The organism is Psychrobacter sp. H25, assembly GCF_059076335.1.
Genome location: NZ_JCACRV010000001.1, coordinates 1,999,733 through 2,023,122, shown reverse-complemented (window position 1 = coordinate 2,023,122; position 23,390 = coordinate 1,999,733). Strand labels below are relative to the sequence as shown.

The 23,390-nt window shown below is 43.8% G+C and carries 16 protein-coding genes; 15 read left to right on the top strand and 1 reads right to left on the bottom strand.

Translation table 11 applies throughout. The annotated features are described in order from the left end of the window. Nucleotides 1-112 precede the first annotated feature (112 nt). From sdhA to AC5JPO_RS08115, 11 genes are all read left to right on the top strand, one after another. Nucleotides 113-1,963 carry a succinate dehydrogenase flavoprotein subunit gene (gene sdhA / locus AC5JPO_RS08165; RefSeq protein ID WP_319050699.1) on the top strand — a complete coding sequence of 617 codons (1,851 nt, stop codon included), beginning with the start codon at nucleotides 113-115 and terminating at the stop codon, nucleotides 1,961-1,963. Between the two features lie 224 nt (nucleotides 1,964-2,187). Then, a complete protein-coding gene (locus AC5JPO_RS08160) occupies nucleotides 2,188-2,898 on the top strand; it encodes a succinate dehydrogenase iron-sulfur subunit (RefSeq protein WP_192518379.1) in 711 nt (236 codons plus the stop codon). A 938-nt stretch (nucleotides 2,899-3,836) separates the two neighbouring features. Continuing rightward, nucleotides 3,837-6,722 carry a 2-oxoglutarate dehydrogenase E1 component gene (locus tag AC5JPO_RS08155; RefSeq protein ID WP_493843947.1) on the top strand — a complete coding sequence of 962 codons (2,886 nt, stop codon included), beginning with the start codon at nucleotides 3,837-3,839 and terminating at the stop codon, nucleotides 6,720-6,722. A gap of 154 nt (nucleotides 6,723-6,876) precedes the next feature. Continuing rightward, on the top strand, nucleotides 6,877-8,109 hold the full coding sequence (gene odhB / locus AC5JPO_RS08150; RefSeq protein ID WP_493853797.1) for a 2-oxoglutarate dehydrogenase complex dihydrolipoyllysine-residue succinyltransferase: 1,233 nt from the start codon (nucleotides 6,877-6,879) through the stop codon (nucleotides 8,107-8,109). 259 nt (nucleotides 8,110-8,368) lie between these two features. Further along, complete coding sequence (gene lpdA / locus AC5JPO_RS08145) at nucleotides 8,369-9,823, top strand: dihydrolipoyl dehydrogenase (RefSeq protein WP_493843946.1); 1,455 nt, start codon at nucleotides 8,369-8,371, stop codon at nucleotides 9,821-9,823. A 152-nt stretch (nucleotides 9,824-9,975) separates the two neighbouring features. Beyond that, entirely contained in the window at nucleotides 9,976-11,142 is a 1,167-nt protein-coding gene (gene sucC / locus AC5JPO_RS08140; RefSeq protein ID WP_201579290.1) for an ADP-forming succinate--CoA ligase subunit beta, read from the top strand. 122 nt (nucleotides 11,143-11,264) lie between these two features. Beyond that, nucleotides 11,265-12,140 (top strand): succinate--CoA ligase subunit alpha, encoded by an 876-nt coding sequence (gene sucD, locus AC5JPO_RS08135; protein ID WP_298808923.1) that lies wholly within the window; start codon nucleotides 11,265-11,267, stop codon nucleotides 12,138-12,140. Nucleotides 12,141-12,217: 77 nt separating this feature from the next. Further along, nucleotides 12,218-13,291: a UDP-glucose 4-epimerase GalE gene (gene galE, locus AC5JPO_RS08130; protein ID WP_493853796.1), complete on the top strand. Its 1,074-nt coding sequence runs from the start codon at nucleotides 12,218-12,220 to the stop codon at nucleotides 13,289-13,291. 70 nt (nucleotides 13,292-13,361) lie between these two features. Beyond that, entirely contained in the window at nucleotides 13,362-14,234 is an 873-nt protein-coding gene (locus tag AC5JPO_RS08125; RefSeq protein WP_493853795.1) for a UTP--glucose-1-phosphate uridylyltransferase, read from the top strand. A 3-nt stretch (nucleotides 14,235-14,237) separates the two neighbouring features. Next, nucleotides 14,238-15,908: a glucose-6-phosphate isomerase gene (pgi, locus tag AC5JPO_RS08120; protein ID WP_493853794.1), complete on the top strand. Its 1,671-nt coding sequence runs from the start codon at nucleotides 14,238-14,240 to the stop codon at nucleotides 15,906-15,908. A gap of 37 nt (nucleotides 15,909-15,945) precedes the next feature. Continuing rightward, entirely contained in the window at nucleotides 15,946-17,331 is a 1,386-nt protein-coding gene (locus AC5JPO_RS08115; protein ID WP_493853793.1) for a UDP-glucose/GDP-mannose dehydrogenase family protein, read from the top strand. A gap of 101 nt (nucleotides 17,332-17,432) precedes the next feature. Here the strand turns inward: AC5JPO_RS08115 and AC5JPO_RS08110 are convergent, their stop codons facing one another. Further along, complete coding sequence (locus AC5JPO_RS08110) at nucleotides 17,433-18,926, bottom strand: phosphohexomutase domain-containing protein (RefSeq protein WP_493853792.1); 1,494 nt, start codon at nucleotides 18,924-18,926, stop codon at nucleotides 17,433-17,435. A 244-nt stretch (nucleotides 18,927-19,170) separates the two neighbouring features. Here AC5JPO_RS08110 and mazG point away from each other — a divergent pair, with 244 nt between their 5' ends. The 4 genes from mazG (at nucleotide 19,171) to folK (ending at nucleotide 23,389) form a co-directional block, all read left to right on the top strand. Next, nucleotides 19,171-20,034, top strand: a complete 864-nt coding sequence (gene mazG / locus AC5JPO_RS08105; RefSeq protein WP_493853791.1) for a nucleoside triphosphate pyrophosphohydrolase — start codon at nucleotides 19,171-19,173, stop codon at nucleotides 20,032-20,034. Beyond that, nucleotides 20,018-20,395: a ComEA family DNA-binding protein gene (locus AC5JPO_RS08100; protein ID WP_493853790.1), complete on the top strand. Its 378-nt coding sequence runs from the start codon at nucleotides 20,018-20,020 to the stop codon at nucleotides 20,393-20,395. The genes mazG and AC5JPO_RS08100 overlap by 17 nt, the downstream gene beginning before the upstream one ends. A gap of 166 nt (nucleotides 20,396-20,561) precedes the next feature. Beyond that, nucleotides 20,562-22,778, top strand: a complete 2,217-nt coding sequence (gene pcnB, locus AC5JPO_RS08095) for a polynucleotide adenylyltransferase PcnB (protein WP_493853789.1) — start codon at nucleotides 20,562-20,564, stop codon at nucleotides 22,776-22,778. A gap of 32 nt (nucleotides 22,779-22,810) precedes the next feature. Beyond that, nucleotides 22,811-23,389 (top strand): 2-amino-4-hydroxy-6-hydroxymethyldihydropteridine diphosphokinase, encoded by a 579-nt coding sequence (gene folK / locus AC5JPO_RS08090; protein ID WP_493853788.1) that lies wholly within the window; start codon nucleotides 22,811-22,813, stop codon nucleotides 23,387-23,389. The last annotated feature ends 1 nt before the right edge of the window (nucleotide 23,390 follow it).

Sequence of the window (23,390 nt, the reverse complement as noted above, 5' to 3'; positions counted from 1 at the left end):
TATGTTACAGGTTTATGAAATAGCCAAATAGTGAGCTTTCGTAAATGTGATACAAGCTTTTTAAAGAGTTTTAATTAACTTCTGAGCATTAACAGGCATTAGGAAAACCGTAATGGCAACTAGACAAGACAATACCATTAGTAATATCAAGACCCTAAACTACGATGCAGTCATCGTTGGTGGCGGCGGCTCAGGTATGCGTGCTTCATTGCATTTAGCGGAAGCGGGCATGAAGGTTGCAGTCCTTACCAAAGTATTCCCAACGCGTTCGCACACGGTTGCCGCTCAGGGTGGTATCGGTGCAAGTTTGGGTAACATGAGCAATGACAACTGGCACTTCCACTTCTATGATACCGTAAAAGGATCAGATTGGTTGGGTGACCAAGATGCTATCGAGTATATGTGCCGTGAAGCGCCAAAAGTAGTCTATGAGCTTGAGCACATGGGCATGCCGTTTGACCGTAACGAAGATGGTACGATTTATCAGCGTCCGTTCGGTGGTCATACGTCTAACTATGGCGAAAAAGCTGTACAACGTGCTTGTGCTGCTGCTGACCGTACAGGTCACGCGCTGCTACATACGCTATATCAAAAGAATTTAGAGCAAGGCACTGAGTTCTTTATCGAGTGGATTGCCCTTGATTTGATCAAAGACGAAGCGGGTAACATCAACGGTGTCGTTGCGCTTGAGCAAGAGACGGGTACGGTTGCGGTATTCCAGTCACCAATTACTGTCCTAGCGACAGGCGGTGCGGGTCGTATCTTTGCAGCGTCTACCAATGCTTATATCAATACTGGCGACGGTATTGGCATGGCAGTACGTGCTGGTATCCCATTGCAGGATATGGAATTCTGGCAGTTCCATCCAACTGGTGTTCATGGTGCAGGTGTACTACTGACTGAAGGTTGTCGCGGTGAAGGCGCTATCTTGCGTAATAAAGATGGTGAAGCGTTCATGGAGCGTTATGCACCAACCGTGAAAGACTTGGCACCACGTGACCTCGTATCACGTTCAATGGACCAAGAGATCAAAGAAGGCCGTGGTTGTGGTCCTAATGCTGATCATATCGTTATGGATATGACGCATCTAGGTGTTGAAACCATCATGAAGCGTTTACCATCAGTATTTGAGATTGGTAAAAACTTCGCCAACGTCGACATCACAAAAGAACCAATTCCAGTAATCCCAACCATTCACTACATGATGGGCGGTATTCCAACCACTATTCATGGTCAGGTTGTTGTGCCAGATCTAGAAGCAGGTACTGATGAAGACGGCCTATATGCTAAAGGCAATGTGGTTAAAGGTCTTTATGCAATCGGTGAATGTGCTTGTGTGAGTGTTCATGGTGCCAACCGTTTAGGTACGAATTCACTACTTGATCTACTCGTATTTGGCCGTGCAGCGGGTAAGCATATCGTTGATGAGTTCCATCACGCCGATCACAACTACAAGCCGCTTGATCCACGTGTGCTTGATTTTACAGTGAAGCGTTTAGACAAGTTGCAACAGTCTACTGAAGGCTACAATGCGCAAGACGTGGCTGATGAGATTCGTGCAACTATGCAAAAGCATGCTAGTGTATTCCGTACCCAAGCAATGATGGATGAAGGCGTTGAGAAAATCCTAGCGCTAGGCGATAAGATCGAAAAAATTCATCTTGGCGATAAATCACAAGTGTTCAACACAGCACGCATCGAAGCTTTTGAAGTAGCTAACTTATACGAAGTAGCAAAAGCCACTATGATATCAGCGGCTACACGTCACGAAAGTCGCGGCGCGCACAGTGTATCTGACTATGATCGTCCAGAAGATGATGATTACGCACCAAACGGTCGTAACGACCACGATTGGATGAAGCATACTTTATGGTATTCTGAAGGCAACCGTATTATTTATAAGCCCGTTCGCAAAGTACCGTTGACTGTTGATTACATTGAACCAAAAGTTCGCGTCTACTAACTCTAGATTGCATGCTTGGTTCATAGCCAACATGCAATAGCAGTCTCAACGTTCTATCCCTTATTAATTTATTAAAAAGGTGACCGCCAGCTACATGCTCATGCCAGCGTTACTAAGTTATTGATTGATACTCGATATTTAGTTATCAGTATCAATTAATAGCCAGCGCTAATATGTTGCAGTCTTTGTATGCCCGCCATCACCTACGTGTGGAGTTTAGCATTATGAGCCGAGGTACTCGCACCATCGAAATCTACCGCTACGATCCTGATGTGGACGCAGCGCCGCGCATGCAAACCTATACGATTGAATTACTTGATTCAGATCGTATGTTGCTTGACGTATTATTACGCCTAAAGAAAGAAGATGAAACAATCACCTTCCGTCGCTCTTGTCGCGAAGGTATTTGTGGTTCTGACGGCATGAACATCAACGGCAAAAATGGTCTAGCATGTTTAATCAACATGAATACCCTACCAGAAAAAGTAACGGTTCGTCCGTTACCTGGTTTGCCAGTGGTTCGTGATTTGGTTGTTGATATGAACCAATTTTATGAGCAATATGAGAAAGTACACCCGTACTTGATCAATGATCAGCCAGCGCCGCCGACGGAACGTCTACAGTCACCTGAACAGCGTGAAAAACTGAACGGTCTGTATGAGTGTATCTTGTGTGCGTGCTGTTCAACCAGTTGCCCATCATTTTGGTGGAACCCTGACAAGTTCCTAGGTCCATCAGCGTTACTGCACGCTTATCGCTTTGTTGCTGATAGTCGTGATGGTGATACCCAAGCACGTTTGGCTCGTCTAGACGATCCGTTTAGCTTGTTCCGTTGCCGCGGTATCATGAATTGTGTATCGGTTTGTCCTAAAGGCTTGAACCCAACCAAAGCCATTGGCCATCTACGTAATATGTTGATTGATCAAGCCGGTTAGTAGTTTACAAGCGCATCAGTTATAATAGATACAGTACGAAAAACACCACCTATTCGTTAGGTGGTGTTTTTGTTAGTTAGACTGGCTTAGATATATTTGCGTGAATACTCTACTGGCTCTATACCAAGCAGGCTTACCTATATAGTCTTAGATCACAGCAGCAGGAAACTTAAGCAGTAAGTTTGACTCGCAAATGGTCAATATTCAGCCATTGAGCTGGCAAAACACCATATGCAATACGTTGGTTGTGTGTAAGAAGACATAATATCTAGACAATCAATCTATATAATCGGATATAGACACGAGAAAAATTTGGTATAATTACGTTTTTGACGATATTGAATACGATTAAACGCTACTCAAGTGGTTCAGTAATACGTATCAATTAATAGAATAAAACGTTATGTATACAATTATTGTGCTTGTATAATTGATATTCATTACGTAAATACTTAGTATTGAACAAACAAACTATGTCACAAAAAATGGTCGTGATAGGCTATACAGCAATGTATCTCTGTCTTGATGGGCAATATTTCTAGTGGATATAAGATGTTTTAGCCTTAACAGCCATTTTAAAGGTTAGCTAGAATTTTAGTTGATTGTTAATAACTTACAACTTACCAATCGGTTATAGCTAAAAGAAGTATATATAAATTAATGTTGTGAAACGAGTCAGTTAACAAAACTGAGCGTTCACAAATAATTTTATTTTTAATATAGGTATTGCAATAAGACTTGTTATCACTATTTAGCATCCCTTGCTTCTTTAGACAATGACGGCAATATTCTATAGTGACGGCAATACTTAGGGATAAAAGTGTTTTATCAAATAGTATTTAACGGGATATGACAAATTGTCTATATGCCTAGCATCTAGCGATTGACACCATAATAAGCACGATTCCATTCATTTATCTATCAAATAGACGATTATTATGAATAGTATAACTAAAGAAAAAGCGGACCAAGGACATACTGAACTGGCCGCTGATAATGCCAGCTATATAGAAGCTCTTTACGAGCAGTACCTAACAGACCCTGATAGTGTTGACACAGATTGGCAAGCGTACTTTGAACAGTACAAATCGTCAGACGATGCCAAGCATAACGCGATCAAGGACCAATTTTTATTACTTGCCCGCAATCAAACCGCGAATAAAGTAAGTGATGAAAACACTGACCAAAGCAGTGGTACCTCAAATAACTGTACTGATCCAAAGCAAATGGGTGTACAGCAATTAATCTCCGCATATCGTCGCCGTGGCCATCGCCGTGCCAAACTTGATCCTTTAGATTTGCATCCACGTGCAGAAGTAGAAGATCTAACGCTTGCTTATCATAATTTATCAGAAGCAGATCTTGATACGGTATTCCCAACCAATGATTTAGTAATCGGTAAAAATGAAGCGCCATTGCGTGAAATTATCGAAATCATGGAGCGTGTGTACTGCCGTCATATTGGTATCGAATACATGCACGTCACCACCAGCACAGAAAAGCGCTGGATGGAAGAATACTTAGAAACCAACTTGGGCTATATCCAATTTGATAAAGAAAAGCGCTTATCTATTCTTGAGCGCCTGACTGCTGCCGAAGGTCTAGAAAAGTACTTAGCACGTAAATATACGGGCGTTAAACGTTTCGGTCTAGAGGGCGGCGAAAGCTTCATTCCTGCTATCAATGAAATTATTCAACGTGCTGGTGGCTATGGTACAAAAGAGATGGTCATTGGTATGGCTCACCGTGGACGCCTTAACCTACTAGTCAATATCCTAGGTAAAAATCCTGCGGATCTGTTTGACGAATTTGATGGCAAAGTGCAACCAGAAAAAGGCTCAGGTGACGTTAAATACCATAATGGTTTTTCATCAAATGTAATGACCCCAGGTGGTGAAGCGCATTTGGCACTAGCGTTTAACCCATCTCATCTTGAAATCGTTGCACCAGTATTACAAGGCTCAGTACGTGCACGCCAAGTACGCCGTAATGATCAGCCATTGTTAGATAATACTGGTGGTAATTCGGTATTGCCAATCGTTATTCACGGTGATGCTGCGTTTGCCGGTCAAGGTGTGGTTCAAGAAACCTTCCAAATGTCACAAACCCGTGCTTATACCACTGGTGGTACTGTACATATTGTTATCAATAACCAAGTTGGCTTCACCACTAGCCGTCAAGAAGATGTTCGTTCAACCGAATACTGTACTGACGTCGCTAAGATGGTACATGCGCCCATCTTGCATGTGAACGGTGACGATCCTGAATCAGTCGTATTTGCAGCTCAGTTGGCATTAGATTATCGTCATCAGTTTGATAAAGACATCATCATTGATCTTTTCTGCTACCGCCGTAACGGACATAATGAAGCAGATGAGCCTTCAGCTACGCAGCCATTGATGTATGCGGTTATCAAGAAGTTGCCTACGACACGTACCATCTATGCACAGAAGCTTATCGCTGATGGGCTTTTAAATAGCGAAGAAGAAAAGCAATACGAAGATGACTATCGTGAATCTTTAGATCGTGGAGATTATGTTGCAAGCTCACTAGTCCAAGAACCTAACGAGCAGTTATTTGTAGACTGGAAGCCTTATTTGGGTCACGAATTGATCGACGACTGGGACACTAGTGTCGATATCGAAAAACTAAAAGCTTACGGACGCCGTATGGCTGAAATGCCAGAGGGCTACAAGCTACAACGCCAAGTTCAAAAAGTAGTTGAGCAGCGTCTAGCTATGCAGACTGGTGAAGAGCCTCTCAACTGGGGTGCAGCTGAGACATTGGCTTATGCATCATTGGTCGATAACGATGATGTATTGGTACGCATTACGGGCGAAGACGTAGGCCGTGGTACGTTCTCGCATCGTCACAGTGAAATCTATAATGTCAATGACGGCAGCATGTACGTGCCACTCGCTCACATGAGTGAAACGCAAGCACGCTTTGCTACCTATAATTCATTGCTATCAGAAGAAGCCGTATTAGCCTTTGAATATGGTTATGCTACGACAGTACCGAATGCATTGATTGTTTGGGAAGCACAGTTTGGTGACTTCGTGAACGGTGCGCAGGTCGTTATTGATCAGTTCATCTCAAGTGGCGAGACCAAATGGCAGCGTGTTTGTGGTTTAACGATGCTATTGCCACATGGTTTTGAAGGCCAAGGTCCAGAGCATTCTTCTGCGCGTCTTGAGCGCTTCTTACAGCTATGTGCTGAAGACAATATGCAAGTTATTACGCCAACGACGCCTGCGCAAATTTATCATGCCTTGCGTCGTCAAGCAGTACGCCCGATTCGTAAGCCTTTGATCGTTATGTCACCAAAGAGTTTGCTACGTCATAAGCTGGCAACGTCTAATCTAGAAGAGCTTGCTGATGGTAAGTTTGAAACTGTAATTTCAGAGATGGATGATCACAATGCAGACAAAGTTACTCGCATGGTGCTATGTGGCGGTAAGGTCTATTATGATCTACTAGAGCAGCGCCGCGCATTGGGTCTTGATCATGTTGCTATCGTACGTATTGAGCAGCTTTATCCATTACCAGAGCAACGTTTGGTTGCTGAGATTGAGAAATATAGCAACTTGACTGAGATTGTGTGGACGCAAGAAGAACCACTGAATCAAGGCGCTTGGTACTATCTGGCCCCGCACATGTTCCGTATTGTTGTACCGCATCCAACTAAGGCAAAAGTTATGGAGCCGGTAGCACGTCCTCCTAGTGCAGCACCTGCAACAGGCTCGCCAAAACTACATGCTCAGCAGCAACAAGCACTAATCGCAGGTGGTCTTGGTATCAGTGTCGACGAGTTGTCTAAGTAACAGATTATCTAATCGAAAGACTATAGCAGATAAATGAATCAGGCGATGACAGTTAGTATCCGTTAATACAATCTAAGCGTTACTTTTAACGAATACTGGCTGCCTATCACGACTTAATAATAAGTATGAATATCCACATCTAAGGAGTATATCGATGGCTGACATCAAAGCCCCCGTTTTTCCAGAATCGGTTGCCGATGGCACAATCGTTGAATGGCATGTCAATGAAGGTCAACAAGTTAATCGTGATGACCTACTAGCTGAGATCGAGACTGACAAAGTAGTACTAGAAGTTGTTGCACCTGATGATGGTGTAGTAACTAAAATCGTCAAGCAAGTTGATGACACAGTGTTGTCTGATGAGTTGATTGCACAGTTCGAAGCCGGTGCAAGTGCAGGCGAAGCACCAGCTGCAGAAACAGCGGAGCAGCCAGCTGCATCAGAAAAGCAAGCTGCAGACGGCGGTGAGCCAGTACAAGCGACTGACAAAAAAGACGAAGCAGATCACAAAGATCAAAGCCCAGCAGTTCGTAAAGCAGCAAAAGAGTCTGGCGTTGATCCTAAAGAAGTTGAAGGTAGTGGTCGCGGCGGTCGTGTCACCAAAACGGACATGGCAAATCCAACGCTAAAATCAGATAGCAGCATCAAATCTGATAGTGGCCGTCCTGTTGCTGAGTCAATGGGTGAACGTACAGAGAAACGCGTTCCAATGACTCGTCTACGCAAGCGTGTTGCTGAGCGTCTATTGTCAGCATCACAAGACACAGCGATGTTGACGACGTTTAACGAAGTGAACATGAAGCCATTGATGGACATGCGCGCTAAGTACAAAGAAAAATTTGAGAAGCGTCATGGCGTACGTCTAGGCTTTATGTCATTGTTTATCAAAGCAGCGACAGAAGCACTCAAACGCTTCCCAGCAGTAAATGCGTCACTAGATGGCGACGATATTGTTTATCATGGTTTTTATGATATCGGTGTGGCCGTATCATCAGACCGTGGTCTAGTAGTACCAGTATTACGTGACACTGACCGCATGAGCATGGCCGATGTTGAAAGTACTATCCGTGAGTTTGGTAGTAAAGCACAGCAAGGTAAGCTTGGTCTAGAAGATATGACTGGTGGTACTTTTACCATCTCTAACGGCGGTGTATTTGGTTCGTTGATGTCAACGCCTATCTTGAATCCACCACAAACCGCTATCTTGGGTATGCACGCTATCAATGACCGCCCAATGGCTGTTGATGGTAAGGTTGAAATTCTACCGATGATGTATCTAGCGCTATCTTATGACCATCGTATGATTGATGGTAAAGAGGCCGTACAGTTCCTAGTAACTATCAAAGAGTTGGTCGAAGACCCAGCCATGTTGTTACTAGACTTATAAGCTTCTAAGCTTGTATTGGCAATAGCCGATACAAGCTTTTTCACTTTAGTACAGATTATAGTTTTGCTCAGTCAGCAATCAGTTAATCCGCTGACATACATGAAAATGATTTTAAAAACGGTGACTTACTATCGACTAGCGATAAGTGAGTCTTTCTCACTGATATGGTGTATTAACCATAGAGTGTAGACCGTACTGATTTATCATTAAGATAACAATTTATTTAAATGACACATACAATTAAAAATAGGAACGTACTATGAAAGACAATTATGATTTAGTCGTCATCGGCGGCGGTCCTGGTGGTTACGAAGCGGCTATTCGTGCAGGTCAACTCGGTATGAGCGTTGCCTGTATCGAAAAGCGCGTTTATAAAGGTGAGCCAGCACTTGGTGGCACTTGCTTAAACGTTGGTTGTATCCCATCAAAAGCCTTGCTTGACAGCTCACATCGTTATGAAGCCACTAAGCATGATCTTGACGAGCACGGTATCAGTACTGGTGACGTTGCTATCAATATCGAAAAAATGATAGAGCGCAAAGAAGGTATCGTCAAGCAATTGACTGGCGGTGTTGCAGCGTTGCTAAAAGGCAATGGTGTTGACTGGCTACAAGGCTGGGGTACTCTAGTTGATGGTACGGGCACTGACAAAAAAGTCAAATTTACTGCTCTAGAAGACGACAGCGAAACGACGATCACTGCTAAGAACGTTATTCTTGCGGCAGGTTCTGTGCCTATCGAGATTCCTGTTGCCAAAACTGATGGTGACCGTATTGTTGATTCAACTGGCGCACTTGATTTCACTGAAGTACCTAAGCGTTTAGGCGTTATCGGTGCTGGTGTTATCGGACTTGAGCTTGGTTCAGTATGGCGTCGTTTAGGTGCAGAAGTAGTAGTTTACGAAGCACTTCCTAGCTTCTTAGCTGCCGCTGACAAAGACATCTCAAAAGAAGCTGGCAAAATGCTGAAGAAGCAAGGTCTTGATATCCGTGTCGATACCAAAGTAACCAACGCTGAAGTTCAAGGTGACCAAGTTGTCGTCACTAGTGAAAACAAAGGCGAATCGAGCGAGGAAAGCTTTGATAAGCTGATCGTTTGTGTTGGTCGTCGCGCTTATTCTGAAAAACTGCTTGGTGATGATAGCGGTATCACGTTGACTGAACGTGGCCTTATCGATGTCAATGACCAGTGTAAAACCAATCTTGATGGTGTTTATGCTATCGGTGATTTGGTCCGTGGTCCTATGCTTGCGCATAAAGCTATGGAAGAGGGCATGATGGCTGTTGAGCGTATTCATGGCGAAAAACCTCAAGTTAACTATGACACTATCATCAATGTCATTTATACTCACCCAGAAATTGCATGGGTAGGTTTGACTGAGCAAGAAGCTGAAGAAGCTGGCTATGAAGTTAAAACAGGTTCTTTCAACTTAGCTGCCAACGGCCGTGCACTCGCTCAAAGTGAAGCGCAAGGTTCTGTCAAAGTAGTCGCTGATGCGAAAACAGATCGTCTGTTAGGTATGCATGCGATCTCTGCTGGTGCTGGTGATATCGTTCATCAAGGTATGATTGCGATGGAATTTGTCTCTAGTGTTGAAGATTTGCAGCTAATGACCTTTGCACATCCAACTATCTCAGAAGCAGTGCATGAAGCTGCTCTATCTGCAGACGGCCGTGCTATCCATGCTATCCAGCGCAAAAAGCGTAAAAAATAAGTAGTTAATTTAGTTATTGTCGATTTACAACCTGATTGTGGTATCGCTATGTTGGCGATAGCCACGATCATGAGTGCGTTATATGTATGCTTAATATATGTGCGTACTTGATTTCACTTTTTATTAATTGTAAAAAATAAAGGATACAATCAATGAATTTACATGAGTATCAAGCAAAAGAGCTATTAAAAAGCTACGGTTTGCCAATTCAAGAAGGCATCATCGCCCATAACGGTGAAGAAGCTGCTGCAGCTTTCGATAAAACCCCAACTGATATTGCGGTAATTAAAGCGCAAGTACATGCTGGTGGTCGCGGTAAAGCGGGTGGCGTAAAGCTGGTTAAAACTCGTGAAGAAGCGAAGCAAGTTGCTGAAGAGCTGATCGGTACTAACCTAGTAACGTTCCAAACTGACGCTGACGGTCAGCCAGTAAACTTCGTATTGGTTGCAGAAGATATGTACCCAGTACAGACTGAGCTATATCTTGGTGCCGTTGTAGATCGTGCAACTCGCCGTGTAACGTTCATGGCATCTACCGAAGGTGGCGTAGATATCGAAGAAGTAGCACATAGCACCCCAGAAAAAATCTTCAAAGTAAATGTTGATCCTTTAGTTGGTTTAATGCCTTTCCAAGCGCGTGATGTTGCGTTCAAACTTGGTCTAGAAGGCAAGCAAATTAACCAGTTCGTTAAATTGATGACTGGTGCTTATAAAGCATTTGTTGAAAACGACTTTGCCCTAATGGAAATCAACCCATTGGCCGTTCGTGAAAACGGCGAAATCGTTTGTGTTGATGGTAAAATCGGTATCGATTCAAACGCACTATATCGTCTGCCTAAAATTGCAGCGCTACAAGACAAGACGCAAGAAAACGAGCGTGAGCTTAAAGCAGCTGAGTTTGACCTAAACTATGTTGCTCTAGAAGGTAACATCGGTTGTATGGTGAACGGTGCTGGTCTTGCAATGGCGACCATGGATATCATCAAGTTGTATGGCGGCAAGCCTGCTAACTTCTTGGACGTTGGCGGCGGCGCAACCAAAGATCGCGTTGTTGAAGCGTTCAAAATTATTCTAGAAGACAGCAGTGTTGAAGGCGTTCTAATCAACATCTTTGGCGGTATCGTACGTTGTGACATGATTGCAGAAGCTATCATCGCTGCTATCAAAGAAGTTGACGTGCAAGTACCAGTTGTTGTTCGTTTAGAAGGTAACAACGCTGAGAAAGGCGCACAAATTCTAGAAGAGTCTGGTCTAAAATTGATTTCAGCTCAAGGTCTATCTGACGCGGCTCAAAAAATTGTCGATGCTGTTAAAGCCTAAGTCTTTAAGCATAGTAGTCAAATCGTAATAGTGGTTTTTATAACAAAGATTGGTTATCAATATCTGATAATAAGAGTTATAAAGACCACTATTGCAAGACAACCGAATACAAGGAAAATATAATGAGTGTATTAATCGATAAAGATACCAAAGTATTGGTACAGGGTTTTACTGGTAAAAATGGTACGTTCCATTCTGAGCAAGCCATCGAATATGGTACTAAAGTTGTTGGTGGTGTGACTCCAGGTAAAGGCGGTCAAACGCACCTAGGCCTACCAGTATTTAACACTATGAGCGAAGCGATGGAAGCGACTCAAGCTGACGCTTCTGTCATCTATGTACCAGCACCATTTGTACTAGACTCTATCGTTGAAGCAATCGATGCTGGCGTTAAGTTGATCGTTGTGATCACTGAAGGCGTACCGACTATCGATATGCTAAAAGCAAAACGCTATCTTGAAGAAGCGGGCGACGTACGTTTGGTTGGTCCTAACTGCCCAGGTGTTATCACTCCAGGCCAGTGCAAAATCGGCATCATGCCAGGCCATATCCATCAGCCAGGTAAAGTGGGTATCATCTCACGCTCTGGTACGTTAACTTATGAAGCGGTTGCTCAAACAACTAAGCTTGGTTTTGGTCAGTCAACCTGTATCGGTATCGGTGGTGATCCTATCCCTGGTATGAACCAGATTGATGCCCTAAAACTATTCGAAGCGGATCCACAAACTGAAGCTATCATCCTAATCGGTGAGATTGGCGGTACTGCTGAAGAAGAAGCTGCTGCTTACATCAAAGACCATGTAACCAAGCCAGTTGTTGGTTATATCGCTGGTGTTACCGCTCCAGAAGGCAAGCGCATGGGTCATGCTGGCGCTATCATTTCTGGTGGTCAAGGTACTGCTGAAGAAAAATTCAAAGCGTTTGAAGATGCTGGTATCGCGTATACGCGTGACCCATCTAAGCTTGGTGACAAGCTAAAAGAAGTTACTGGTTGGTAAGATAGGCAAAAGCCTACTAACTACCAAAACTTTGTTGAAATGTTGAGAGGGCACCCCTACAATGGGGTGTCTTTTTTATGTCTGAAAACTTTATGAAAAACAAAATATTAGTCACTGGCGGTGCTGGATATATAGGTTCGCACACTTGTATAGCTTTACATGAAGCTGGTTATGATATTGTTGTGTACGATAACTTATCTAATAGTAGCCGTGAAGCAATTAACCGTGTCTCTACTCTTATTGGAGAGACAATTGAGTTTATCGAAGGTGATATTCGAGATTGTGAGTTGCTCAGAGAAGTTTTTGCTTTGCATGAGTTCTTTGGGGTGATTCACTTTGCTGGGTTAAAAGCTGTTGGCGAATCAGTCGTCAAACCATTGTTATACTACAATAACAATGTTAGCGGTACCATTACTTTGCTAGAGGTCATGTCAGAGTATAATGTGAAAAACTTAGTTTTCTCATCATCTGCAACTGTATATGGCGACCCCGATACCTTACCTATTGATGAGAGCTCGAAACGTTCCTGTACCAATCCATACGGACAAAGTAAGCTTGCTGTAGAGTATATACTAGAAGATCTCGCGGTATCAGATGACAGTTGGAATCTTATTTCTTTAAGGTATTTTAATCCTGTAGGTGCACATGCATCAGGGCAGATCGGTGAAGATCCAAATGATATTCCAAACAACCTCATGCCTTATGTTTCTCAAGTTGCTATCGGTAAGCTTGAAAAGCTAAGTATTTTTGGTAATGATTACTCCACTATTGATGGGACTGGTGTCAGGGACTTCATACATGTGACCGACTTGGCTCAAGGTCATGTAGCAGCGCTTGACTATTTAGAGCAGCAAACTAGTTCAGAAATCTATTCAAATACAGCCAGTCCAATTGGGTTTTTACCTATCAATTTAGGAACTGGCAAAGGTACTTCTGTATTAGAGCTAATATCCACATTCTCTGACGTGTCTGGACAAGCTATTCCTTACCAGTTTGCGTCTCGACGTGCAGGCGATATTGCCAGTTGCTATGCCAGTTCGGAGAAAGCGAAGAATTTATTAGGTTGGCAAGCAGAACTATCAATTGCCGATATGTGTAAAGATACATGGCACTGGCAGAGTATGAATCCAAACGGATATACTATGTCTTAAGATTTATTAAATCCTATTACTTATTTAATATTCTTCTCTAAACTCATCTTTTTAATATAGCTAAAAAACTATGAATAAAATAACGCATGCTGTTATCCCCGTCGCAGGCTTTGGTACTCGTATGTTGCCATTGTCTAAATCTGTACCTAAAGAGTTGTTGCCTTTGGGTAATCGTCCAGCTATTCATTACGTGGTAGAAGAGGCCATTGCTGCAGGTATTAAGCATATCGTCTTGGTCGGTCATGCGCAAAAAAGCGCAATTGAAAACTACTTTGATGTCAATGCTGAGCTCGATAACCAACTGCGCCATAAAGGTAAAGATGAGCTGGCTGACAGCTTGAACTGGCTACCAGAAGACGTCACCGTATCGATGATACGTCAAGGTAAAGCTTTGGGTCTAGGGCATGCGGTATTGTCAGCACGCCCCATTATCGGCAATCATGATTTTGCGGTATTGCTTCCAGATGTTGTGCTTGATCCGTTTACTAATGACATGTCGGCTGATAATTTGGCTTTTATGATCGATGCATTTGCTAAAGATGGTCATTCACAGATATTGGTTGATCAAGTGGCAGATGAGGATGTGCATAAATATGGTATCGCTAAACTGAGTAATAATAGTGAAGTGAACGACCACGTAGATGTTAATACTAGCTTTAAAGTTGCAGGATTTGTGGAAAAGCCAAACTTAGCAGAAGCGCCTTCGAAACTGGCGGTTGTAGGCCGTTATATCTTTAGCAATCATATTTTTGACTATCTGGCCAATACCAAAGCCTCAGTCGGTGGTGAAATTCAACTAACGGATGCGATTGATGCTTTGATTAGTAAGTACGGCGTGCATGTCACCACCATGCGCGGTGATAGTTATGACGCAGGTGATATGCGCTCATATATGCAGGCTTTTATCTACTTTGCTAAGCAGCAACTAGCGGACGATAAGTAACCGATGGAAGAGATAAAAGGCAATAAAAAGTATAAGCGTGCTCGTGGCTCTGAGCATTGGGAGCACTTACAATCTCTTGCGTCGCGCTCATGGTCGCTAGCAGATTTATTTGCGCAAGATGATAGCCGTGCGATACGCTTTAGTACCCAAGCGGGTGCATTGTATATGGACTACAGCAAACAGTGCATAGATGAGCAGGTAGTAGATAGTCTGTTACAGCTAGCAGACAGCTGTGAGTTGCACTCTCGAATTGATGCGCTTATGCAAGGTGCGATGGTTAATAACAGTGAAGAGCGTGCGGCGTTACATACAGCATTGCGTTTACCTGAGACGGCAAAGCTACAAGCAGGTGAGCAAAATATTGTTGCCGATGTACATCACAGCCTAGGGCAGGTGGCGAGACTATCCGAACGTATTCGTAGCGGAACGTGGCGTGGGTTCTCAGGAAAAGCCATCACCGATGTTGTTAACATTGGAGTCGGTGGTTCTGACCTTGGACCACTGATGGCGACTACGGCGCTTGATGAGTGGGCAGATACTAGTATCGAGGTACATTTTGTCTCCAACATGGATGGTACTCAGCTCGATAATCTGCTCAAGCACTTAAATCCTGAAACCACTTTATTTATTATTTCCTCTAAATCTTTTGGCACAGTTGATACGCTATCTAATGCTAGAACAGCACTATCATGGTTACTTGCTACAGCGAAACTGCGTGCCGGTACAGAAGATAGTGTGCTACGCCGGCATTTTATAGGTATCTCGGCCAGCAGTGCAAAGATGGATACATGGGGGATTCACCCTGAGCATCAGCTAGAGCTTTGGGAGTGGGTAGGCGGGCGCTTTTCTCTATGGTCGGCGATTGGGCTTGCCATTGCTATCCGTATTGGTATGGCTGGGTTCAAAGAGCTGTTAAGCGGTGCACATAGTATGGATGAGCACTTTGCACAATCTGATTTTGCGGACAACCTACCAGTATTGTTAGGATTGCTAGCAGTATGGAACAGTACGTTTTTGAAAGTAAGTGCTCATACCGTATTACCTTATGATGGCAGGCTAGGTTATCTACCGAGCTATCTTACCCAGCTTGAGATGGAAAGTAATGGTAAGTCGGTCACTCAGTACGGCGATCATATTGACTATGATACTTGTCCGATTCTATGGGGAGAAATTGGTTCAAACGCCCAGCATGCCTTTTATCAACTCCTGCATCAAGGCACACAGCAAGTCTCTTGTGATTTTATCGCTTGCGTACGTCGCTATAGTGATCAGGCGCAAAATACTTCATTACAGCAGCAGCATGAACTGTCTTTAGCCAATTGTCTGGCGCAAAGTCGGGTACTGGCATTTGGTAATGCTGCCGTGACAGAACTGGTCGATCAAACAACAGTATCTCCTGTAGATAAATACAAGTACTACCGTGGTAATCAACCATCAACCACATTACTTATTGATGAGCTGACACCGCATAGTTTAGGGGCACTGATCGCGCTCTACGAACACAAAGTCTATGTGATGGCCAGTATTTGGGATATCAACCCGTTTGACCAGTGGGGGGTTGAGATGGGCAAACAAATGGCAGAGTCTGTCCATGATGCCATGCAAAAAGAGTCTCAAGGTCAATTTGATACTTCTACTGACCAGTTATTACAACATATTAAAAAGTTGTCCTAATAACGGTTATGGGTCAACAATACAGGAAAGTACGCTCATGGAGACTGCCAAAAATGACAGCTATAAGCATAAATATAAAAACATATCTGAAACCAATCAAATGAGTGAGCCTGCAGTATGTGTGCTCATTGGTCATAGTATAGAAGCGATTAGCAGTGCGGTCGTGCTGGCAAGCCTTGGACAGCGTGTGCATCTTTATGCAGATATAGATCTATTGACTGAGCAGATACAACAGTATGGTTTTGAGCATCATTTGCAAGCACTGTGGCATATGTATGAGCAACAGCAAGTTATCATTAGCAAAGCATTGCCAGCTAGTGCGGAGACAGTAATAGCATACTATGAGCCTACAAGTCACAACGAAGCTGATACGCAGAGTCTTGCAGCACTATATTGGTTGTTTCTTGATAGCGCTCAGTCAGTATGGACAGAGGACAGCTGGATTACCGCTTTTAACCACAGCCATCAGCAGAATATACCGGTTATCATGAGCGGTATTGAACAGCTAGGTCATGTATCGGAACTGGCTCAGCGTTTGCAGCGTGCATGGGTGTATTACGTGCCCTTTGTATTCTTGCAAGATGGGAATGCGTATAGCTCGATGTTGAACCCTTCGCTATGGCTATTGGGTGAAAAGACAGCGAGCAGTAGTCAGCAGCTACAGGTGTTAAAACCGTTAATGCAGCATGCGCGTGCTGCTCATTATGCTGATATCGCAACAATTGAGTTTGCTCGTAGTAGTATCATGGCGATGCTGGCAACACGAGTAAGTTTTATGAATGAAATGTCACGCTTGGCTGATAGTCAGAACGTTGATATCAGTCAGGTCAGTCGTATAATGGGGTTAGATGAGCGTGTAGGCAGCAGCTATCTACAAGCAGGATGGGGATTTGGTGGTAACACCCTACCTACCGAGCTGATCAAGTTGCAGCAGTCGAGCAAAATAAACAGTCTGGATATGCCTTTATTAGATTCTGTCGTACACATTAATAAAGATCAAAAAGAATTGATATTTCGTAAGTTTTGGCAATATTTTGATGGTTTTATCGATAATAAAACTGTCATGGTTTGGGGCGGCAGTTACAAGTCAGGTTCAGGACGTACTGCAGGGTCCGCTATTCATCCGCTATTGGCATTGTTATGGTCTTATAATATTCGTACGTTGGTGTATGGTGATAAGGCGCAGGCTGAACTTGCCGAGCGCTACCAACAGCAGCCATTACTCAAATTGACTACTAACCCTTACGAAGGCTTGGACGATGCCAACGCTATTTTTATTATCAGTTGGTCACCGCGAGATCAGTTGGATATTGCCAAAATAAATCAGCAAGCGATGCCTATATTTGATGCACAAAACGCTCTCACTCGAACGCAAATCAATGATTTGGTAGGGGGCTATATGGGTATTGGCCGATCTAAATAGCTTGTTTTCATAGTTTTCACAATACATATTAATCAAAAAACGCTCACTAAATAGCATTAGTGAGCGTTTTTTGAATGTCTAATCAGCACTAAACGATGAGGCTATGCGAGCACAGCTCCTTTATCCGCTAGCCATTGCTGAATAGCTTGAGTTTTAGTGGTCAGCAGTTCTTTATCACCACGACTCTCGATATTCAATCTAATAAGTGGTTCGGTATTCGATGCACGTAAATTAAAGCGCCAGTCACCAAAGTTCAGACTTAAACCATCTAGAGTTGATTTGGTAGGATTATCCAAACTGAATTTTTCTTCAATGGCATTAATAATGGTTGGTGCATCGAGGGTGGTCAGGCGAAAGTTTAATTCACCTGAACTTGGGTAATTTTCAATGTAACCTGTGACTAATTCTGATAAGGTCTTGCCAGTGACAGACAGAAGCTCAATCGTCAATAGCCACGGAATCATACCGCTATCGCAATAGAAAAAGTCACGGAAATAGTGATGAGCAGACATCTCACCACCATACACGGCACCCGAGCTGCGCATGACTTGCTTAATAAATGAGTGTCCAGATTTACTGATGACAGCCTTACCGTTGTGCTTTTCTATCACCGCTTCAGTATTGTAAATGACACGTGGATCATAGACGATTGATTCGCTTTGTTCTTGATGTTTATTCAAAAACGCTTGGGCGAGCATGCCAACGACGTAGCTACCATCGATAAACTCACCTCGCTCATCAAACAAGAAGCAGCGATCAAAATCCCCATCAAAAGCAATACCAAGGTCGGCGTTGTTATCCAAAACCGCTTGCTGAGTGGCCACTCTATTGGCTTCAATCATTGGATTAGGAATACCATTAGGGAAGCTACCATCAGGGGTATGGTGCAGCTTAATCACTTCAATAGGTGCACCAGCTTGGGACAGTTGATCGATTAGTAAATCGACCACGGGACCTGCGCTGCCATTGCCTGAGTTGATCACCAGCTTGAGTGGCTTGAGCTTATCAACATTAATAAAAGTCATAACATGATCGATGTATGCGCTTTTATCGGTCAGTAACTGCAATTTACCTGATTGGTTGTCTGTAGTGAATTGTCCCGATTCTGCCAATGCCTGAATCTCTGCCAACCCATCATCAGCACTGATAGGTTTTGAATACTCTTTGACCAGTTTTAGGCCATTGTAGTTGATAGGGTTGTGGCTGGCAGTGACTTCGATACCGCCAAGCGTGTCGTAATGGCTGGTAGCAAAATACACTTCTTCAGTACCGCTCATACCCAAATCAATAACGTCGACACCGGCATCCATTATTCCTTGAATGGCGGCTTGTTTTAATTGCTCACTAGAATGACGAATATCGCTACCAATAGTGATAGCTGGCTTCAGAGCTGTCATATCATTATTCTGAGCCTTTACTGCTGCCTGATAACGCTGATACAAAATCTGTGCGAATGCTCGTCCGATACGATAGGCTATGTCTTCATCTAAACTGACGCCCAGCTCGCCGCGAATATCGTATGCTTTAAACGAACCAATAGTAATAGGAGTAAATTCCGTTGCAGGTTGATAGCTGGTGGCAGCAGAAGTTGACATAATGATAAAATTCCTTGGGAATGAGCGGTGATAGAGTTAAAACGCGCGTAGCACGATTATAAATCAAGTTGTGTTCAATGATACACTAACTACTAAAGGTGTGAGGCGTGTGTCGATAGGTAGGGTCAAAATATATGCCCATCAACCATGCAAATCAAATATACGCCACATTGAGTTATAAAATAATAAGCGATACGTTCTGTTAAGTAGATAATTAACCCATAAAATTATAAGAGTTACCATCATGAGTATTGTGAATACTACTACCGAGCCGAAGCCGGTACAAGGAACACCAGCCCCTAGCGGATCGCTCGATGATCTTTTAGCGTTGATGGCACGATTAAGAGCAGACTGTCCGTGGGACAAAAAGCAAACCAATCATAGCCTTATTCCTTATGCTATCGAAGAGGCTTATGAGCTAGGCGAAGCGGTACAAAGCGACGATGACGAAGATATCAAGGGCGAGCTTGGCGATGTGCTACTGCAAGTGGTGTTTCATTGTCAGATGTATGCTGAGCAAAGACGCTTTGATATGAGCGATGTCATCAGTACTTTGCAAGAGAAGTTAGTTCGTCGTCATCCACATGTGTTTGAGGCTGAAACGCTACAAGACGACGCTGCGGTAAAAGAGCGCTGGGACGAAATCAAGTTAGAAGAACAGCAAGCACGCGAGGCACGTGGTAAATCAAAACGTCGCTTAGATCAGGTTAAGGCGGGTAGTGCTTTGATGCAGGCACAAGATGTACAAAAGCAAGCGTCAAAGTTAGGTTTTGATTGGGAAGGTGTTGCAGGTGCGGTAGACAAGCTGGACGAAGAGATTGCTGAACTCAAGCATGAGCTAACAGATAAACCCACAGCTGAGGTCAAAGCCAATATCAGAGAGGTCGAAAAAGAATTAGGCGACTGCATGTTTGCGCTCGTCAATGTCGCACGTAAACTAAACCTCGATGCAGAAGCAGCGACTTTAACCTGCGTGCACAAATTCAAATCTCGCTTTGGCTATATCGAAGAGCGATTGGCAGCGAGTGGCAAGCGTGTCGAGGACAGCGATATATCAGAGATGGATGCACTATGGGAAGCGGCGAAACAACATGAACGCTCAGCATAAAACGTCATTTACCAGAATGATTATAATAGCGGTCTTTAGTCTCGTATCGACTGTCGGTATAACTATTGAGGCTAATGCCTCTGAGCCCTGTTTTAATGATCCTAAACGCGCCTATGAGTATTTGATCGCAAAAGAGCAATCTGTGATACAAGCGCGTGAGCAAAAATTAATCAATATTAATAGAGCCAGTGAAGGTGAGCTGGTGTCATTAGATGGCATTGGCAGTAGTAAGGCGCAGGCTATTATTCTATATCGTGAGATGTTTGGTGGTTTTAGGACTGTTGACGAGTTAGAAAAAGTAAAAGGGATTGGGGCAAAAACAGTTGAGAAAAATCAAAAGCGTTTAAGCGTAGTGGATTAATAGCTGCGTTTTGCATTAATTAATCCTAATATTGACAAAATAGCATGTAAGTAAATGTCATAACACCCCCAGTACGTCCAAAATTTGTTAAACTAGCGGGTACATCCGCCTGATAAACGCTGTGTTATTCAGGGGTAGTTAAAGAATACCGGCGAGGAGTAGATGCATGGCCGAGCGTGCCGCCAAGCAGTTAGAACTGAACAAATCTGAATTACCCAATTCCATTACTGAAGTGATTGCCACATTGACCCGAGCTGGGTTTGATGCCTATATCGTCGGTGGTGGTGTGCGCGATACTTTATTGGGCTTGCGCCCGAAAGACTTTGACGCTGTTACTGATGCCAAACCACATGAGATCAAAGATGTCTTTGGTAAGCGTTGCCGTATTATCGGTCGTCGATTTCAGTTAGCGCATGTATATTCAGGTCGCGAGTTGATTGAAGTGGCTACTTTTCGCGGTCCGCCAACCAGCGATGCCAATACCAATCGTGATGGTATGATCCTGCGCGACAATGTTTGGGGCGATATTCAACAAGATTTTTCTCGCCGTGATTTTTCTATCAATGCGCTCTATTATCAACCGCTCAAAGGCGTCGTCCATGACTTTTGCGGTGCGCTGGAAGACATCGATAATAGAGTCATTCGCCTGTTAGGTAATGCGCCAGTGCGTATTGAAGAAGATCCTGTGCGCTTGCTCCGTGCCCTGCGTTTTAAGGCAAAATTAGGCTTTGAGTTTGATGACGCATTGGCTGAGCAATTCCATGATGGTAATTGGGCACTGCTTGAGCAGATATCACCGCATCGACTCTATGATGAAACGCAAAAAATGTTTACTGGTGGTTATTTAGTGCCATTGTTGCCGTTACTTTTTGAGTCAGGTGCCATTGATAGCCTTATCATTTATCCACCAGCCGAGCCAAGCGCCTTGGTCAACCAAGTAGCGATCAATACTGATAAGCGTATTGCTGCTGGCAAAAGTATTAATCCAGCATTTTTCTATGCTGCGCTGCTGTGGGAAAACTATTTACATCAACTGGCAAAAGCCAAAAAGCGCAATATGCCGTTTGCGGAAGCACAAATGCATGCTGCTGGCAAAGTTATTGACCGTCAACGTATCAAGACAGCAATTCCAAAATTTGCTGAGCAGTTTATCCGTGATATTTGGATATTGCAGCCAAAACTTGCCGCTCCTCGTAGCAAACAAATTGTTCAGCTCTCTGAGCATCCACGCTTTCGTGCAGGTTTTGACTTTTTGTTACTGCGCGAACAGTGCGGTGATGCTGAGCACCCGCTATCAGAGTCGACCAATGATATGGGTGACTGGTGGCAGACATATCAGATATTGTCTGAGCGCGAGCAACAACAGGCGATTGATGAGTTTGATGAAAATCTTCGCCGCGGTGCCTACAAAAAAGGACAACGTGGTCGCGGACGCAATCGTCAAAAGCCAGAAGCGAATACCATTGATAATGCATCATCTAATCAAAACAGCGCTAAACAAAGCAAAGCCAGTAATAGTGCTGAGCAGGGTAGGAATGATCAGACAATGGTAAATGATCCATCGAATATCCCAGCACGTCGTCGCCGCGCTAGCAGCCAAGCTAAAACAGGTCGAAATGGTAGTAAGCATCACGACACGCAGCAGGTGAAACAAGATAGCAGCGAGCTTGCACAGCTACAGCAGTTATCGCTCAGCAGCAATGATCAATCAGCAAACAAACGTCATCACTCTAAACCTGCGCCGCTGTTTGTGATAGAGCATGACAATGTTGTGCCGCCATTACGGAAGCAGCTATCAGATGATAAAGCGTCAAAGCGCAGCAAGACGCCTGTAAACAAGCAAGAAGCTACGCAGAAGCGAGCATCTATTGATAGCAATGCAACGCAGCAAACAGCCAAAGCTGATCGTCAGAATAGGAATCAGCCTACTAAAACTGATCTGCCAGAGACTAATTCGACTAATTCATTGTCTAGTCAGGCAAAACCAACGCGCTCGATCGCAAGGTCACCTGCATTGGTGAGTATGAATAACGAGCCAATTCCGCATAAGCGTCGCCGCCGCGAGCCTACTGTTGACAGCACAGACAGTGCTCAAGTACAAGCTGATGATAAGGCGCCAGCAACAGCAAAGTATGCGAAAAAAGCACCTAAACAAGTCGCTCAGTCGACTGGTAAAGCTGATGTCAAAGAAGCGACAAATACCGAAGCAAAGAAAGTCGCTACACCTACAAAAGCTAAAAGACCAGCTAAGACGACTACCGCTAAACCTGCTCAACCCAGTCAAATGGCGAGTGACCAACTCTATGCTATCAAAGTGACTGAGAGTAAAGGCCCTGTACCATCAAAGCGTCGCCGTCGTCAGCCTAGAACCGATAACGCTTAATGTTCTCAGGATGATTTGTAAATGGTGGTAGGATGAGTAAAAGTAGTTTTGATAGTGGCAACGTATCGGGTAGCAACACATCTATATCGGCAACTAATAGCATTGACGAGACCATTTGGTTCACTTGCTATGTGGGCTTAGGTAGCAATCTGACTAACGAGCTAGGGTCACCTATAGAGCATTTGCAGCAAGCGCTTAAAAATATGCAGAATCATGAGAAGATACGTAAAGTGACGGTATCTTCTTTTTATGCATCAGTGCCAATGGGACCACAGGATCAGCCAGACTTTGTTAACGCAGTTGCTGGTTTTGAGACAATGATAAGTCCTCTTGATTTGCTTGGCTTCTGTCAGCAGTTAGAAATGTCGGCCAAGCGAGCACGTTTACGTCGTTGGGGTGAACGCAGCCTGGATGTCGATATTTTGTTGTATGGAGATATACAAGTCGCTGAACCGCAGCTAACGATTCCACATGCAGGCCTAGGCGAGCGTAATTTTGTCCTGATACCACTACGAGAGCTGGCACCACATTTGACTATATTGGAAAAACCAATAGGTGACTATCCACAAAGCTGCGATTGGACAGGCTTAAAGCTACTATCAGATGCTTGAT